The 18,696-nt window shown below is 42.1% G+C and carries 13 protein-coding genes; all 13 read left to right on the top strand.

Annotated features, from left to right (window positions below; genetic code table 11):
* Window positions 1–100 precede the first annotated feature (100 nt).
* The 13 genes from GDK41_RS17640 (at window position 101) to GDK41_RS17580 (ending at window position 18,473) form a co-directional block, all read left to right on the top strand.
* The gene (locus GDK41_RS17640) at window positions 101–505 is read left to right on the top strand and encodes a DUF1761 domain-containing protein (protein WP_152087794.1); all 405 of its coding nucleotides are present in this window, start codon (window positions 101–103) and stop codon (window positions 503–505) included.
* Window positions 506–511: 6 nt separating this feature from the next.
* Entirely contained in the window at window positions 512–763 is a 252-nt protein-coding gene (locus GDK41_RS17635) for a hypothetical protein (protein WP_152087793.1), read from the top strand.
* A 154-nt stretch (window positions 764–917) separates the two neighbouring features.
* Window positions 918–1,181 (top strand): CBU_0592 family membrane protein, encoded by a 264-nt coding sequence (locus GDK41_RS17630; protein ID WP_152087792.1) that lies wholly within the window; start codon window positions 918–920, stop codon window positions 1,179–1,181.
* Window positions 1,182–1,314: 133 nt separating this feature from the next.
* Window positions 1,315–3,324 (top strand): TonB-dependent receptor plug domain-containing protein, encoded by a 2,010-nt coding sequence (locus GDK41_RS17625; RefSeq protein ID WP_152087791.1) that lies wholly within the window; start codon window positions 1,315–1,317, stop codon window positions 3,322–3,324.
* A gap of 438 nt (window positions 3,325–3,762) precedes the next feature.
* Window positions 3,763–5,205: an imelysin family protein gene (locus tag GDK41_RS17620; protein ID WP_152087790.1), complete on the top strand. Its 1,443-nt coding sequence runs from the start codon at window positions 3,763–3,765 to the stop codon at window positions 5,203–5,205.
* Between the two features lie 88 nt (window positions 5,206–5,293).
* Window positions 5,294–6,979, top strand: coding sequence for a di-heme oxidoreductase family protein (locus GDK41_RS17615; RefSeq protein WP_232056603.1), 1,686 nt, complete (start codon window positions 5,294–5,296; stop codon window positions 6,977–6,979).
* Window positions 6,979–8,424, top strand: coding sequence for a di-heme oxidoreductase family protein (locus GDK41_RS17610; RefSeq protein WP_152087789.1), 1,446 nt, complete (start codon window positions 6,979–6,981; stop codon window positions 8,422–8,424). Before GDK41_RS17615 ends, GDK41_RS17610 begins: the two co-directional genes overlap by 1 nt.
* Before the next feature lie 17 nt (window positions 8,425–8,441).
* A complete protein-coding gene (locus tag GDK41_RS17605; RefSeq protein WP_172971669.1) occupies window positions 8,442–9,632 on the top strand; it encodes an imelysin family protein in 1,191 nt (396 codons plus the stop codon).
* Window positions 9,633–9,634: 2 nt separating this feature from the next.
* Entirely contained in the window at window positions 9,635–10,735 is a 1,101-nt protein-coding gene (locus tag GDK41_RS17600; protein ID WP_152087787.1) for a DUF1513 domain-containing protein, read from the top strand.
* Window positions 10,736–11,259: 524 nt separating this feature from the next.
* Window positions 11,260–13,452, top strand: coding sequence for a M4 family metallopeptidase (locus tag GDK41_RS17595; RefSeq protein ID WP_152087786.1), 2,193 nt, complete (start codon window positions 11,260–11,262; stop codon window positions 13,450–13,452).
* A gap of 64 nt (window positions 13,453–13,516) precedes the next feature.
* Window positions 13,517–15,376, top strand: a complete 1,860-nt coding sequence (locus tag GDK41_RS17590; RefSeq protein WP_172971668.1) for a M28 family metallopeptidase — start codon at window positions 13,517–13,519, stop codon at window positions 15,374–15,376.
* A 160-nt stretch (window positions 15,377–15,536) separates the two neighbouring features.
* A complete protein-coding gene (locus tag GDK41_RS17585; RefSeq protein WP_152087785.1) occupies window positions 15,537–16,979 on the top strand; it encodes an SLC13 family permease in 1,443 nt (480 codons plus the stop codon).
* Window positions 16,980–17,045: 66 nt separating this feature from the next.
* The gene (locus GDK41_RS17580) at window positions 17,046–18,473 is read left to right on the top strand and encodes an aldehyde dehydrogenase family protein (RefSeq protein ID WP_152087784.1); all 1,428 of its coding nucleotides are present in this window, start codon (window positions 17,046–17,048) and stop codon (window positions 18,471–18,473) included.
* The last annotated feature ends 223 nt before the right edge of the window (window positions 18,474–18,696 follow it).

Below are 18,696 nucleotides of genomic sequence, written 5' to 3'. Positions count from 1 at the left end.
CTATGGCTGTAAAGTAAGTTTGTGTTTTGGTCTTACCTGCAAATTTGCTCAAGGTTCAACTATTGCCTAAATTTAAATTAAAATAACAGAAGACGCCTTTATGCTGATTTTTGATTTGAATTACTGGGCTGTATTATTGGCAGCTTTGTCATCATTTATGCTTGGTGGGGCATGGTACTCTCCATGGCTATTTGGCAAAAAGTGGATGGAGTGTTGCGGACTAACCGACGTAGATCTCCAGCAAAGCGACCCTAAACTCATTTACGGTGGTGCATTTGTTTTAGCGCTCATAGCTGCATTTTTTATGGCTGTCTTATTGGGTAAAGATCCGCTATTGATAGATGCGATTATCTTGGGCGGCTCGATAGGCGCAGGGCTTGTAAGCACAACATTAGGGATCAGCTATATTTTCGAGCAGCGACCATTGACCTTATTTTTTATTAACGGGGGGTATCATACTTGTCAGTTTGTATTAATGGCATCAGTATTGAGTATTACGGGATAGATTATAATGGCTAAACCAAACAAAAAAGGGCCCGTGCGTACAGTTGATATTTATTGCTCCAGCTGTGCGGCGACTTTATTTAAATACCGTAAAGGCGGTAAAGGTGCTTTGGTTAAATGCTTTTTAGAACGTATCGTTAAAAACCATACGCAAAATAACAGTCACTGTCCAAAATGCGAGCAAGAATTTGCTCGTTCTACTTTGATCCGCGGCACGCCCGCCATTAAATTTATTGGTGGCAAAGTTAGGTTTAAATAAATAGCGGACAATTATCCTGTTTCAGTATTTTTCAACTGATAGTATTGCCACCGTTTGTGCTGTTTCAAAGATTGAAAATTACCCTCCCCATGGAACGGGCCAGTGTGTTTGGGTGAGCAAAAAGCCAAATTTGGCACTTCTAATGGACAAAAACATGATCGATATTCTTTTTGATGTAATAGGTATGAGCGGAACGGCTTTGGTTGTAGGTGCGTTTTTTATGCTGCAATTAGGAAAAGCCTCACCAGAAAGCTTAACCTATAACCTGATGAACCTTTCTGGTGCGATACTATTGTTGATCAGCTTATGTTACAACTTTAACCTAGCCAGCTTTGTTATTGAGTTGTTTTGGATAGCGGCTTCGATAATAGGTTTAGTGAAGTATTTAAAAGCGAAGCAAAGTAGCGTAGCCACATAAATTTCAATAAATTACACCTAAAAGCTTGCACGGCTGCTGATCATTTGTATTATTAATATAATGTGAAGTTTGCTGTGCTGTCCTCATTCTATAGATTTGTGTATTCAGCCAGTATATGTAGCCAGGCTGAATAATGATAAATATCCCGATAAAAACAATACCCTTGTTTGCTATATGTCTGGCTTCTAGCGTTTGTCACGCGAAAAATGAATCAGATCTTTTTGCCCTATCCTTTGAAGAACTTCTCGACGTAAATATCAACTTAGCCACTAAAACTGATGAAACAAGAGCCAGTGTGCCCTCGAGCATCACTGTGTTCAATCGACAACACATCTCGCTTTTAGGTGTAACAAATGCCTACGAGTTAATGAACTATGTGCCAGGTTTTCAATCAACTCGTGGCGACTGGGTGGGAGCAGTACCCAAAGAGCATACTCGAGGTATATTTTTAGACAGTGGTAATGTGCTTGTGATGCTTAATGGCCATCGTTTGAATGAGTCGTCATTTGGTAAAGCTTCGGTGTATATGCCCCATATTTCGGTAGATATCATTGAAAAAGTAGAGTTTATACGTGGCCCGGGCTCAGCGCTTTATGGGAGCAATGCATTTTTAGGCGTAATGAATATAGTTACGTCGAAAGATCACAATCACATGAGTTTGGGCATAGGCGAGCATGGATTTACTCAAGCAGCTGTCGGTTTTAATAAAGTACTCTTTGGTGATCTAAATATATATGGCAATGCTTCTTGGCAAGGACAGCAAGGTGAGCGTTATGTTGAAGGAGTAAGAGATCCTCTTGCGAGTTACTTTATTGAACTTGGTGGGCAGTGGCGAGATCTGAAGCTGTCAATGTGGCATAACCAAACTCAACTAAACGGTTTTGTTAATTTAGCCGGTTGGTCGGATGAAAATAAACATAAGAGCCAAAATTTAGCGGTATTAATTGGCTATGATTGGCTTAGAAGTGCCCAATGGGATGTGAGCTCGACTGTTAAGTATATTGAGCATGATATCTATTCCGCTGGGTTAATTGCATCGGCTCAAGACTTAAGCCTACAGAATGACTTTTTTGTTGGACCTAGTTGGCAATCAAAAGACTTAACGTTGAACTTGGATGGCGCCTTTAGAGTAAATAATTCGTTGGCATTGAATTTTGGTGTTGAGTATTCAGAAGAAGAACAATCTGAAGCTGGAATTAACACTAGTTATTATGACTTTGCTCGCGGTGATGTTTTTTTAGGGGAAGAGTTTTACCAAAATGGCATTATCACCGTGAACCCACATCAGCCGTTTAACACTTTATTGCAGTCTTTTGACTCAACGGCAGTATATGGGCAACTAAAATACACAATGAGCGAGAAAGCAACACTCTTTGTGGGTGCCAGATATGATGATGTTAAGGACATAGATAGTAAGTTTTCGCCAAGAGTCGCTGCTATTTACTCTTTATCGGAGCAAAATACGATTAAGCTTCAATACGGAGAGTCATTTCGTACGCCTGTTAGTAACGAGCTAAACTCTAATGATGATGTAACTGTGGGCAATCCAAACTTGACCTCTGAGTATGTAAAAACAACGGAGTTGGTATGGCACAGTAAATATCATAGTTGGGAACTGGATCTTGTGCTTTTTGATAACCAACTTAAGGACTTTATAAATCTTGTACCAATTAATACTAGGCAGTTACCTGTAGAACAAAGACGCTTTACGTTTTTAAATACGTTTAACACCGATATGCAAGGGTATGAGGTGAGTGGTAAGTTTAATATCACCCCTAGTACTTGGCTTGAGATGGGGTACACCCATTTACTAGATGAACCTTTTAATCCAAGCTATAAGCGTTTTGCATCACTTGCTGTGACGCATAATATGGATCCGCTACAAATTAGTTTTAATGCATTGTGGAGAGACAGTGTATTTGTAAAAACACCGGAGCCAGGCGTGTTAGATAACTATGATCAGCCGGCTTACAGTCTTTTGGGGGCATCGTTGTCATGGCGCTTAGGTAATAGCCAATCTATTGTAATGAAGGTAAAAAATTTGTTTGATAAGCAGTACGTAATATTTGAACCGCGCATGAGCGATGGCAGAATACCTGGCACGGGAAGAGCAATTCACGTGCAGTATGTACAAAAGTTTTAACCAATATCAATCCGCAATAATACATAAGCATTTTTAGAGACAAAACCCAACATTAGCTGCGTTAAAAATTTTTAATTTAGAACTACTAAATAGCGATATTTTTGCCTTGCTATCGATAGGTTTTGTCGGCAAAAAAAAGATCACTTAATTAAGTGAGTTGGAATGAAAATAGCTTATTCATCACCCAATCGGTTTTACATTCGCTTTTTGTGAAACTCCTACTGCGATCCTTCTGCTTTTAAAAATTGCGTTAATTTAGTAATTACTACAGTATCAATAAAATCATAAATATACCCCAATATATGCGTCGTGATTTCTTGCTTTAAGGGTGTTTCCTATTTGGGTGTGTAAATCTAAATGAAAATAGTTATTGAATGCATCATTGTTATTCGATAACATGCCCAGCGCTATAATAACCTTACAAAAATTGGGATTACTGTGAAAAACATAAAAAATATTGCACTTTCGCTCGTATGTGTAGGCGTTTTAGCTGCCTGTGGTGGCAGCGATAAAAAGGTGGCTGCACCTGTTGATAACTCGCAAGGAAATGGTCAAACAACGGGTCAACAAACTGAAGTTGTGCATCCTACTGCGACGTTTGAAAGTGTCGTATCAGCCAACGCCAATTATGCTTTTGCCGTTTATTCTGATGCTTTAAGCAGTGCTAAATCATTACAAGAAGCAATAAATACGTTTGTTGCGACGCCTAGTGAGGCTAATTTTATGCTCGCAAAGCAAGCTTGGTTAAATTCACGCGAACCATATGGACAAAGTGAAGTGTTTCGTTTTCGTGAAGGGCCAATTGATGCGCTAACTAAAGATGAGCAAGGTAATTGGACGTTGCAAGACGGTCAGGGTCCAGAGGGAGCAATTAATGCATGGCCGCTAGCTGAAGCGCTCATTGATTACACTCAAGATATGGATGGTAATGAAGCGCGTGGTAATGCGGCTGTATATCAATCGGGTGGCAATATTATTCAAGACAGCTTCACCTTTGCCCAGATCACTGCGGATTTAATTCGTGAAAAATTTGAGCTAGACGGTGAAGAGGCAAACGTAACCTCAGGCTACCATGCGATTGAATTTTTACTATGGGGTCAAGATCTGAATGCCGATTTAACCTACACAGCACAACGTGATTACACCGCGGGTCATCGCCCTGTAACAGATTACTACACGAGCAGTAATCTACCGAGCAGTGAAGCTAATGGCCGCACCTGTACATCAGGTGAGCAGGGTGCACAAGATGAAATTTGTCAGCGTCGTGGTGATTATTTAAAAGCGGCAGCAGCATTACTTGTGCAAGATTTACAAGCGGTGGTTGATGCATGGCATCCTGAAACGGGTTTTCATTATCAAGAATATACCAAAGCCGACAATGCTGCGGCTAACTTAGGGGCCATGCTTGAAAGTATGGGGCGCTTGAGTTTTGGTGAATTGGCTGGAGAGCGTATGAGTATTGCAGTGCGCACTGATAGCCAAGAAGATGAACATTCGTGTTTTTCTGACAATACGCACCGAGATATATTCCTAAATGCGAAGGGCATTCGCAATACATATTTAGGTCTTTACACTGATATTAATGGCTTAGAGCAAAGCGGACCGAGCATCCATAATTTATTGGTAACAAAAGGTCATGAAGCGCTAGCGTTAAAACTAAAAACAGCCCTTGATAACACGATGGCTAAAGTACTCATTATTGACCAGACAGCAAAAGCAGGTATGTCTTTCGATGTGCAAATACAAAAGGCTGAAAATCAAGCTCATATCTATGCTGCAATTACTGCATTAGCAGAGCAAACTGATCTGATCCAAGAAGCCATCGACGCTTTAGGCGTGTCGGCGGAAGATCTTAAACAAGATACAGAAGAAAATATCTAACAACTTGTAATAATTATTTAGGCTGGCGCAATGCCAGCCATTTCAGTTTCTGACATATAGAGATATATGGCAGATCAGGGGCACTGAAGTGACACATTATTTAAATAAACTACTAACTTATATATCAATATTAACACTAAGCGCTTGTGGAGGTGGTTCAACAAACAACACTAACACCGAAAAGCAAAATACTAGTAATGACACAGTTGATCATGTTGCGACAGATAAACCGGCGTTTAGCATTTCAGTCACTGATGGGTTACCCCCGCTTTTAACAAATAAACCTGATGATGCTGAGCACTTAAGTGCAGGCTTGGCGACCACCCACATCCTTGACCAAAATGCATATAGTAAAGCTATCCCGGCGATTGTAGACTCACCCCAATTAGATGCGGTGTTTAAAGCTGGCGATCACACCTTTCGCAGTAACCATGATGGACAGGGACCGTTATTTAATAACACAAGTTGCCAAGGTTGCCATATAAAAGATGGCCGTGGGCAAGTGCCTGCAAATGCAAACGAACCGATGACTAGTATGTTCTTAAGGGTCGGTGATAGCTCAGGTAATGTCGAGCCGACCTATGGTGATCAGCTTCAAGTATTTGGCACCATTACAGGACAAACAACTACTCTCGCTAAGTATCGTGGCGCGTTAGATGACGGATTAGCATACGGTGAGGCATATACGTGGGTTGAGTATGAGACGGTTATCGGCAGTTTTGCGGATGGTGAAAGCTATGAACTTCGTAAGCCAGTCTATAAAATTAAAGATCTCGCATACGGTGACTTTATTGACGATGTGCAGTTTTCTGCCCGAGTAACCCCCCATGTGTATGGTTCAGGTTTACTTGAAAGTATTCCTGAGCAATCTTTATTAGCGTACGAAGACCCCAATGATAGTAATAATGATGGGATTTCTGGACGCGCCGCATTTACAAATCATCCACTGACTGGTGAGTCACAAATAGCAAGATTTGGACAAAAAGCAGTCACAGGTTCGGTGCTGCAACAGATCTCGGGAGCATATCGTGGCGATATGGGAATTACCAATACCGTCAATCCAGGTGAACCATGCACGCAAGCTCAGGATGCTTGCTCCGCCCAAGCACAATTAGAAAATAACAAACACCACAACGGCGTGGACCTAAACAATGTTGACCTTGCACAGGTTGAATTTTACAACCGAACTTTGGCTGTGCCTAAACGACGTGGGTTTGATGAAAGCACTCAAACTTGGCAAGCCGACGTTTTGGCAGGTAGAGAGCAGTTTTATGCGGCTAATTGTCATAGCTGCCATGTGCCCCGTCATAAAACAGGGGCGGCACTAGGTAGCGTGTTGGGTGATGTTGATTTAGTGACGTTATCTGAGACACGGACAAATATTACGGCGTTGGAGCATCAGGTTATTTACCCATACACTGATCTGTTGCTACATGATATGGGAGGTTCATGCCGTGTAAGTAGAGAGCTTGCAGATGGTCAGACTTGTTCACAGGGTAAAGAATGCATTTATGTGCAACGCTGTGAAGGTCTTGCAGATGGCCGCCCTGAGGGAGATGCAACAGGAACTGAGTGGAAAACGCCTGCTTTATGGGGGATTGGCTTAGTTCAAACGGTTAATCCAAAAGCAACGTTTTTACATGATGGTAGGGCAAGGACCATCCAAGAAGCGATTTTATGGCACGACGGAGAAGCTAAAGCATCACAGCAAGCGTTTGTTAACATGGACAAGGCACAGCGTGTTGCATTACTTGCATTTTTAAGGTCGCTCTAATGTATGTGTTGCGTATTTTAGCTGTCGCAGTATTGAGCAGTACGGCGGTTGTGCAAAGTGTTTTGGCGCAAGTCAGTGCACTGACGTCTTTTGAAAAGCAAGCAGTGCCCAGCTTTTCAGAGCGAGAACAGCTTCCTGGTGGAAAAGCCACGGCAAAGCGTGTGGCAACAAGAACGTTTATTCATCCAGCAGGTAATATTCCGACGATTGAGCAACTAGATTTTTGGGATGGGTTTTCTTTTTTTCGAGATCCCTGGGTTGCTTCTCCTGCTATTACTTCTGATAGAGACGGATTAGGTCCGCTTTTTAATGCTCGCTCATGTAAAGCTTGTCATCATGATGGTGGGCGGGGGCGCTTGAATAATAGCGGGGAATTTGCCTCACCCGCTCTTTTATTTCGATTACTAAAACGAGATGGTAACGGTGTTGATAAGCACTATGGCGGTCAGCTACAGCCCAATGCGGTAAGGTTGTCTCATCACAAGCTACCGAGACCGGTGAAAGGGGAAGGTAGGGTTCGGGTTAATTACCAAAATATATCAGGTCGATACCCAGATGGTTCTGAATACCGTTTAAGAAAGCCAATTTATCATCTAGATAAGTTGGAATATGGAGAACTTGAAAAAAATACCGTGTTGTCGGCACGCTACGCGCCTGCTATTTATGGAATGGGCTTACTCGATGCCATTAGCGAGCAAGATTTACTCGCGCAGCAAGATGTTGATGATATTGATGGCGATGGCATACGCACACAATATAATAGGGTCAAAAATGTTCAAACTGGTCAAATACAAATAGGGCGGTTTGGCTTTAAAGGCTTACACCCAACGCTTGAGCAGCAAGTGGCGGGCGCATTTGTAAATGATATGGGCATAACGAATGCAATTTTTGCTGATGAAGTGTGTACTGATGTGCAGAAAATGTGCGCTAAAGCCGCGAGCGTTGACCCTTATGGAACACTGGATATACCAAAAAAACTCCACGATTTAACCGTTTATATGAATCAAACGCTGGGAGTCCCTAAAGCGAGAGATTTAACCAGCGAACGAGCTCAGCAAGGGCGAACCATATTCTTTCAATTGCGTTGTAACAGTTGCCACACACCAAAATATATCACCCGAGCTGATTACCCCATTAAAGCACTACAAAGTGTGCACATTTATCCTTACTCAGACTTAGCTCTTCACGATATGGGGGAGCAGCTAGCAGATCAAGGATCTGAGAATCTCGCTAAGGGAAGTCAGTGGCGCACCCCGCCTTTGTGGGGTATCGGGTTGCAAAAGCGGGTACAAGGATTTGAGGCATATTTGCATGATGGTAGGGCCCGTACCGTGGAAGAGGCCATTCTATGGCATGGCGGCGAAGCACAAGTTATAAAACAGAACTTCATGCAGCTATCAGCCAAGCAACGCAACGCATTAATTTATTTTTTAAAACAAATATAAGCTTAGTGAGAAATAGAATGTTAAATACAGATAGTAAAGCAATGTCATGGGCATTTATTGCAATGCTGAGCGCGGTGTCATTAGGTGGATGTGGCTCAGGTGGTTCAGACAGTAAACAGCTTGATAGCAACCAACAAAATAATAGTAATGTAGATAGCAACTCTGGGGGTACACCTAACACCCAGGAAAAGCTAACCGCAGAGCAAGGATATGAGAAGCTAACATCTAACTTGGTTGATAACGTGATTATTCCAACCTATCAACAGGTTCGTGAGCAAAACTTAAAATTGAAAATGCATACCACGCAGTTTTGTAATAATGAACAGCGAGATCAAAACAGCCTCTCTCAATTACAGCAAGCGTGGCAGCAGACGCACTTGGCATGGCAACAGGCAAGAACAATAAAGCTCGGTCCTATCGCTGAGACGTTTCATTATTCCCGTATCCAATTTTGGCCAATTTCCGCCAATAAGCTTGCCAACGATGTGGAAAGTTTAATGGCTGAGCAAGTGGATCTATCTGGCGGTGTGAGCGCGATGAAACACCAAGTACAGGGTCTACCAGCTTATGAATACATTATTTATAACTCTGATGTGCCATTGCTTGAGGCTGTTGATTTTACTCGCCGTTGTGCGTACTTAGGTGCGATCACTGAGAATATTGATACGATGATAGTTAACAGCATTGAAGCGTGGGAAGGTGACTATGGCAATAACTTCAAACATGGCTTGGGGGTGTTTTCAAGCAAAAAACAGGCATTAGAGAAGCTTTTAACGATTTGGTTTGAATATCTAGAAATTATTCGAGACAACAAAATCAACGGTCCTTTGGCGCTTGAAGCACCAGGAAAGCTTGAGTTAATAGAGAGTGTATTGAGTCAAACATCGATAACTAATATTAAAGCGAACGTGACAGCACTTGAAAAACTTTACCTTGGTGAACAAGGTTTTGGTTTTGATGATTACTTGCAACAGGTTAATCAGCGAGAGGATACTGTTACTGAGATAGGCCTGCATTTTCAAGCGGTGTATGACGGCGTTGATGCCACACAATACAAGCCGATGCAAACACTTATCACCACGAGTGAAGGGCGTGCTCAGCTTGCAATGCTTGCAACGTCAATAGCAAATTTACGCAGTATTATGAGTAGTGATTTTGTGCAAATAACAGGTCTTGCTCCTGGGTTTAATACCAATGACGGAGATTGATAGTGTTATCTAATGTAAATGCTATGTCGCGTCGCGAATTTTGCAAGCGCGTACTGGCTATGAGCGCGAGCATATGCGTTATGCAAGCTTTAAGTGGTTGCACTGTGAATGTGCTACCACGATTTGCTAGTGCTTATACAGATAATCACGGAGATCACTATGTTGGATGGTTTAATGGCCAAGGTGAGATTTTAGGAAAAGTTGCTATTGATAGCCGGGCACATGACTTATGCTATGTCCCAGACAATGATTCATTATTGGTTTTTTCAAGACGTCCAGGACGTGTAATGTACGTTATTGATGTTAATGAGAATAAAATCAGACATCGCATAGATAGTGCAGAAAACCAACATTTTTTTGGGCATGGCACATTGAGCCTGGATGGTCGGTTTTTGTATACCACTGAAAACAAATTCGATCCTTCCTATCATGCATATGAAGGCTTAATTGTTGTAAGAAATACCCATAATTACAAAGTTGAAGCGCAGTTTAATAGCGGTGGTATTGGTCCCCATCAGCTGGCAATGCTCAGGCAACAAAATACGTTGGTGGTAGCCAATGGTGGAATTCATACTCATCCTGCGCGCCCCCGAACCAAGCTGAATATTGATAGCATGAAGCCAAACCTAAGCTATATAGACATATCGTCAGGTAAGGTTGTAGAGACGGTATTGCCACCAGATAACCAGCTCAGTACCCGTCATTTGTGTTTGGCTAAAAACGACACGGTTTATGTGGGTTGTCAGTATCAAGGTCCCGCGCACTATGTTAAACCTTTGGTGTTCTCCCATAGTAGAGGTGAGCAGCTTCATGCTTTGCCTGCCAGTGATGAGCAGTGGCGCTCTTTTAAGCAATATATAGCCAGCCTGGCTGTATCTCATGATGATCATAAACTTGCGGTTACGTCTCCGAGAGGTGGCGTTGTGGGGGTTTGGGATAGGCACTTACAAAATTTACCGGTAATTGAAAACAAGATTGATTGTGCTGGAATAGCACCTTATCAAGATGAGTTTATCGCAAGTACGGGTAGCGGTATCTTGTCTAGTTATAAACATCAGGTTAAGCACGAATTGCACTGGGATAACCATATGATTTATATGTGAATCTTTAGTTTAAATACGTATTAATGCGCAGTAAGCTCAAATTTACTTGGTTTACTGTGCTTTTTAATGGAAGAATTGTGGGTTACTAGGTGTAGCATGTTTATTGGTTTTTACGTTGTTACATTTGTACCTAGCTATTTTGATTAATAGCTCTACGTTGTTGAATCGATATGTTAAGTGCTTATAGATTTTCAATGCTCGCTTTGTTATTTTTACGGTTTATTTATGTTTTTTTGATGATTGAGGTATATTTGAGTTTTAAATTTTGTAAATTTATGTAACTTAAAATTTACACTTTCGGTTGTTTTAGTTCATTTTCATCCCTTCATATATCCTTAATTTAATGAAATATAAGTTTATATTTGTTATTGCTCTGATGTTTATTTATTGTTAATTTTCGTTGTGCTTTTTTTGTGCGCTCAACTAAGCTGGATTTAGCGATGAGTCACTAATTTGAATCTCTTCGCTAATAAAAGTCAGAACGACTGACGGATACAACATAAATAACAATTTGGAGCGTAAACGTGAAATTATCAAATATCACTTTAGCCACACTTTCAGCATTAGCTTTGGCTCACATGAGCTCAGCGGTCGCTGCAAACAAGCAGTTTTTAAATCAAAACCCAACTATTAATACCGCGGTTAACTCGCAGGCTGTATCAGTTCTCTCTGATAAACCGCGAGATATTATTGGATTAAGTGCCGACAATGAGCTGATCTTGCTTAAAGAGTTCAAACAACCTAATGGCGATGTGACGCGTCGTTATCAGCAGATGTACAAGGGCGTGCCTGTGGTTGGAGATACAGTGATTTTGTCATTTGACAAAAATGAGCAGTTGAAGTTTGTACACGGTGCTGCGGTATTTGATATTGCTGATGATCTATACTCGGTAACACCAACCCTTAATAAAGACATGGCGATAGCGCGTGCTGAGCAAGCGCATGGCATGAAAGCACTAAGTGCTAAAGGTGATAAACTCAAAAAGCATAATGAAACTTCAAAGCTCGTTGTGTGGGTTAACAAGAAAAATAAAAAGGCTTACTTAGCCTATGAGGTACAATACGTTGTATATGGCGACAACCCCTCACGTCCTTATCAAATCATTGACGCCCATACTGGCGAGTTGCTGTTCAGTTATGAAAATCTGCAACACGCAGATGGCACGGGCCCCGGTGGTAACCAAAAAACAGGGCGCTATGTATATGGTACAGACTATGGTTATTTAAACGTAAGCCAGTCTGGCAATACTTGTACTATGAATAATGCCAATGTTAAAACGATTAACCTAAATCATGGTAGTTCAGGTACATCTGCCCACAGCTTTACTTGCCCAGAAAACACAATAAAAGAAATTAATGGTGCATATTCTCCGTTAAATGATGCTCACTACTTTGGCAACGTCGTATTTGATATGTACAACGAATGGCTAGGGACTGCGCCATTATCATTCCAGTTAAAAATGCGTGTTCACTACAGCAGCAACTATGAAAATGCGTTTTGGGATGGCAGTGCTATGACATTTGGAGATGGCAAAGATAGATTTTACCCTCTAGTAAGTTTAGATGTGTCTGCGCACGAAGTGAGCCATGGTTTTACTGAGCAAAACTCAGGGCTTGTATATAGCGGCAAATCAGGCGGTTTGAACGAAGCTTTTTCAGATATGTCGGGTGAAGCGGCTGAATTTTACATGAAAGGCACAAATGACTGGTTGGTAGGCCAAGAAATATTTAAAGCTGAAGGTGCGCTTCGCTATATGAACAACCCAACTCAAGATGGCCGCTCGATTGACCATCAATCTGACTACACATCTGGTATGGATGTTCATCACAGTTCGGGGGTTTTCAATAAAGCGTTTTATAATCTTGCAACCACGACTGGTTGGGATACCAAAAAAGCGTTTTTGGTTATGGCCAAAGCAAACCAGGAATTTTGGACAGCAAACACCAACTGGGATTTAGCTGGTAATGGCGCAATTGACGCTGCGTGTGCGCTTGGGTTTGATACCGATGACGTAAAAGCGGCCTTGGCAGCAGTAGGAGTTAACTCAACGGCAAGCCCAGGTGGTAATTGTGGCGGTCCAATTACAGATGAAGAAATCTTCAACGGAGTGCCTCGTACGGGGATTTCTGGCGCATCAAAAGCGCAGCAGTTCTTTGTGCTAAATGTGCCTGCGGGCGCGACAAACTTGAACTTTGCGACAGCAGGTGGAACAGGGGATGCTGACTTATATGTTAAGTTTGGTGCTCGTCCATCGCTAGATACATTTGATTGTAAGAGCACAAGCTCAACCTCTACAGAGAGCTGCGCTATCAACAATGTTCAAGCTGGTACTTACTTTGTAATGGTGGAAGCGTGGAATCAAATTTCTGGCGTAACGCTAACGGGTAGCTTCTCTACAGATACAGGGGGTCCAACGCCGATAGACCGCACAGAATCAAATGTGTCAGTAGCGCGTAGTGACTGGGCGCGCTTCACTCAAGACTTGAGTGCAGGCTATTCATCGCTAGACGTGACTATCTCTGGTGGCACGGGGGATGCGGACCTTTATGTGAACTTTGGCGCTGCGTCTACGACGACAACTTATCAATGTCGTCCATACAAAAATGGCAACAATGAAACGTGTACTATCGCTAATCCTCAAGCAGGTACTTGGCATATTGACTTACGAGGCTACAACACTGCAAGTGGCGTAACGCTTAGTATCAAAGCAAATTAAGCTACACAATGGTAAGGGAGCAACCTGTTGCTCCCTTTCTTATGCAACCATAAAGGAAAACAACATGTATAAAGCAATAACGTTGCCCTTAGTTGGAGCCAGCTTAATCGCTGGCTTTGTGGCAAAAGCAGATATGCAAAGCGATGAAAAAATTTGGGTGACCATTGACCCACATGCTGCTAAACATTACCAACTGAAAAGCATGATGAGTGGCTTGTCGGTAAATACGCAGGCAAGTGGGCAATTAAATGCAGATTTAATGCACATAAATCAGGGGATGGTTGGGGAGCTAAGTGCGTTTATGCACGATAACTACCACCGCTGTGGCGGTTTTGTGGCGCATAGCTCATATCAAGAAGCGCAACAGTATTTAGCACAATTAGCTGAAGTAGATAAGGGCGCTATCACACCATTACTGGTCGATTATACCATTGATAATCCTGAGAGAGTGAATAGCCTACTGGGATATGTTTTTGCAAGCAATCTAACTAATACCGTTAATACGCTGACAGGGTTTCATAACCGTTATTATACGCAACAAACCGGCGTTGATGCGGCGCAATGGATAAAGGGTCACTGGGAGCAACTTAGTGCATCTAGAAGTGATATTACGGTAGAGTATTATAATCACAGCTGGTCTCAGTCATCGGTGATTGTCACAATTCCAGGCGCTGAAAAACCAGATGAAATAGTTGTAATTGGTGGCCATTTAGATTCTATCAATTCATCAAGTCCAAGCTCTGGTAGAGCGCCAGGTGCAGATGATAATGCCTCTGGTATCGCTGTTTTATCCGAAGCTTTGCGCGCTATTGTAGCAAGTGACTTTAAGCCAAAGCGTACCATTCAAATTATGGGTTATGCAGCTGAAGAAGTGGGTTTAAGAGGTTCAAAAGCCATTGCACAAGCATATAAATCGCAAAACAAGAACGTGGTTGGTATGGTGCAATTTGATATGTCTGGCAGAAACGGTAGCACGCAAGACATTGTAATGATGACCGATTATACCAATGGCGCGCAAAATCAATTTTTAGGCCAGTTAATTGATACTTACTTACCAACGATAAGTTATGGCTTCGACCAATGTGGCTATGGATGCTCAGATCATGCTTCATGGTACCAACAAGGCTATGCGGCATCGATGCCATTTGAATCGTCTATGTCTGACATTAATAGAAAGATCCATACCGTCAACGATACTGAGTTTGATGCTGAGCATTCAGTTAAATTCGCTAAATTGGCAGTGACATACTTGGCTGAGTTGGCAAAAGATGCGGGAAGTGTTGATCCCGAACCAAATAACAAACTCAAAAACGGAGTTGCAAAAACAGGTATCTCTGGTGCTGCAAAACAACAGCTATTCTTTACGCTCGATGTTCCTGCAAATAGCACTGGGCTGAAATTCGTTACCTCGGGTGGTACTGGCGATGCGGACCTTTATGTTAAATTTGATTCAAAACCAACTTTGCAAAGTTATGACTGTAAAAGCACAACGTCATCGAGTAACGAAAGTTGTATCATCTCAAATGCACAAACGGGGACTTATCATGTAATGGTTGAAGCTTGGAACCAAATAAGCGGTGTTAGCCTTACGGGAAGTTATCAAGCCATTGGTGATGGACCAACTCCCATTAATCGCAAAGAGACTAACTTGAGTGTTAATCGCGGTGCTTGGCTTAACTTTGAGCAAGTTCTAGAGGCCGGACATTCTAACTTTACAGTAAGTACCTCTGGGGGCACAGGTGATATAGACTTGTATGTTAAGCATGCAACCGCGGTATCAGACAATGTATATGACTGTCGCCCATTCAAAAATGGCAATAGTGAATCATGTAGTTTTGATGCCCCAGCATCGGGTACTTGGTACATTGGCCTTAAAGGCTATAACGCCAGTAGCGGCGTTACATTGACAATTAACGCTCAATAGCTGCGCACGGTTTGTTTATTAGGATAGGGCGCTTTTGGTGCCCCTATTCTACTTAACGATTTATTTACCTTACATCTTGTTGTCGTTCTTGCTCTGCTTCATACTCTGTCCAAAATGTTAAATTACCCTATAGATAAGCCTTAACTCTTTTGCGATATATATGAATAAAACAATCAATAATAATTCTAATACACTGTTACTGTTATTAGCGCCAAGCTTATTTTTAATTACCTGCCTAACAGAAGCGCCTGCTGGGTTACCTCCAGAGGCTTGGCGAACTGCGGGGCTAGCGATTTGGTTAGCAATTTGGTGGGTGAGTGAAGTGGTTCCTATCCCTGTTACCTCGCTAGTACCCATTATTGCTGTTCCTCTAGCTGGCATTAATGATATTAAGTCAGCAACGAGTTTGTACGCGCACCCTTTAATATTTTTGTTTCTAGGCGGATTTTTAATTTCTATTGCGATGGAAAAGTGGCAATTGCATCGGCGAATTGCGCTTCATACCATGTTACGCTGCGGTAACAATGCCAAAGTACAAATATTAGCCATGATGTTAGTTAGCGGTTTTTTATCTATGTGGATAAACAACACCGCCACTACATTGATGATGCTACCGATTGCTTTATCTGTAATACATGTTCTGCGTGATAATGGCGGAAATTGCGAGAACTATGGTAAAGCCTTGCTGTTAGCCATTGCTTATAGCGCCAGCATTGGTGGCGTAGGCACTATTATTGGCACAGCTCCCAATGCCTTGATGGCAGCATTTTTGTGGGAAAGTTACCAAATCAAAATTGGTTTTGCCCAGTGGATGGTATTGGCAGTACCGTTCTGTGTGCTGATGATAGTACTTTGCTGGATATGGTTAGTGCGGTTTGCGTTTAAAGTAAAGGCGACTTCTTCAGAGGCTGATCTAGAGTGTCTATTTAAAGGGCAACTGAGCGCTTTGGGCAACATGTCCATCGCAGAAAAAAACGTGTTTGGGGTATTCGTATTTGCAGCCTTGAGCTGGATATTGCGCCCTTATTTAGCTATGTGGACAGGTTTAAATATTACGGATACCGGTATTGCTGTTGCAGCCGCATTGCTGTTATTTGTATTACCGTCAGGTCAGCCTCAACAGCGTATCATGGACTGGGAGTCAGCAAATAAGCTCCCTTGGGGCATATTACTATTGTTTGGTGGCGGGCTTACTTTAGCAGCTCAAATTAAAGGTTCGGGGCTTGCAGACTATGTAGCAAACTCTTTGGCAGGTGCATCGCTCGTTCCAATCATTGTTGGCGTATTATTGGTTAGTGCGTTAATCTGCTTTTTAACTGAACTAACTAGTAATACAGCCACTGCGGCGGGCTTTTTACCGTTGCTGGGACCTATCGCTGAACAAGTTGCGGGCACGCCTTTGATTTGGGTTATTCCAGCTGCAATGGCAGCGAGTTGTGCGTTTATGATGCCGGTAGCAACGCCCCCCAATGCGATTGTTTTTGGCTCTGGTGAGTTAAAAATAAGTGATATGGTTAAAGCAGGATTTGCTATGAATATTATTGCGATAGTATTGATCACGATACTAACAATGACCGTTGGAGCTTGGTTGTTTGGCTATTAAAACTATGAGGCTCTTCATTCGGCTCAAGTATGTTGCGTGATAGTGCTCGCTTGATATATTAATCCAATGATTAAAAAGGATATGTATTCGATGCAAGTTGAACAGCTCAGTGAATTAAACAAGCAGTTGATGGCACTGCAGGTGGCTTTTTCACAGCAGCCGTATCAAGACACTCAAACGCGAGTCAAACTGCTTAAAACACTTCAGCAGGCTTTGGTCGCACATCAGGATGAATTGGTTGCTGCTGCTCGAAGTGACTTTAATGGTCGCACAGAGTTTGACTCTGTATTTGGAGATATCATTCCTACGGTCAATGCACTGAAATATATGTGTGGCCACTTAAAAGGTTGGATGAAACCCCAAAAACGTAGCGCTGGAATGATGTTATGGCCTTCAAAAGCGTCGGTGCACTATGTACCAAAAGGAGTAGTCGGGGTTATCTCGCCATGGAATTATCCAATTCAGCTAGCATTATTGCCAGTTGCTACTGCGCTGGCTGCGGGCAACAGAGTTATGCTGAAGCTTAGCGAGTTTACGCCACAGGTAAACCAAGTAATAAAAAAAATGTTTGTTGGGCTCTGTGAACATTGCGTAATTGTTGAGGGAGACCATCATGTAGCTAATGCGTTTTCACAGTTGAAGTTTGACCATTTGTTTTTTACAGGTGCTACTGAAATTGGTAAAAAAGTCATGGCTTCAGCCGCACAAAATTTGGTGCCAGTGACTTTAGAGTTAGGTGGCAAATCTCCTGTGATCATTGCTGATGATGCTGATTTGAAGCACGCCGCTAAAGCAATTTTATTTGGTAAACTTCTCAATTGCGGACAAATATGTGTTGCACCAGATTATGTAGTAGTGACTAAACCGCAGTTTGAAGGGTTAATTAAAGAGCTAAAGGCGCAATATACGCTTAACTACCCAAACAAAGAGCATGACGAAAAAATATCCAGCATAATTAATTCAAGGCAGTTTGCTCGACTAAACGAGCTGCTGGTGGATGCAAAAAGTAAGGGAGCGACGATATGGCCATCGTTACCTTCGCAAGATGCACCTCAGCGCATGGGGTTGCACCTTGTGATCAATCCAAGCTCGTCAATGCAAGTGATGCAAAGCGAGATCTTCGGTCCTATCTTACCAATAATGGTCGTTGATAATGTAGACGAAGCAATACAATACGTTGAGTTGCATGAAAGGCCATTAGCGACTTACTTATTTAGCGATGATACGTCATTGATAAATAAAGTGAGTAAAACGCTGCGTACTGGCACATTGGCTATTAATGAAACGGTACTTCAAGTTACTGCAGAGGATATTCCTTTTGGTGGCGTAGGGCACTCAGGAATGGGTCAGTATCATGCCAAAGAGGGTTTTATACAACTCAGTCACGCAAAGAGCATACTGCACAGCAATAAAAAGACCAGGCTTCGTACCCACTTGATGCTAAAGCAATCTAAGGTCCTTACTTATTTGGTTAAAAAGCTTATGCTGAAGTGAGCGTATATCCACTTTTCGTCACATCCTCATGAGCTCATAGTGCCTTGAAGTTCGAGCTCATATCACTATTTTTGTAAATTTATAGAGCAGCCAAAATGTTTAAGATATATACAGCTTAACTTTATTGACAGCGGTGTCATTTTTGTTAATCTGATATTCCTGCTGGACGGGTTAGGATGTACCTACGTGGGAATAGATAAAGTAAAACAAGGAAAAAGGAGAA

This window comes from Pseudoalteromonas sp. A25 (assembly GCF_009176705.1).
In the GTDB taxonomy this organism is placed as follows: Bacteria; Pseudomonadota; Gammaproteobacteria; order Enterobacterales; family Alteromonadaceae; genus Pseudoalteromonas.
Note: the sequence above shows the minus strand (reverse complement) of the source record. Positions and strands in the feature narration are given on the sequence as shown.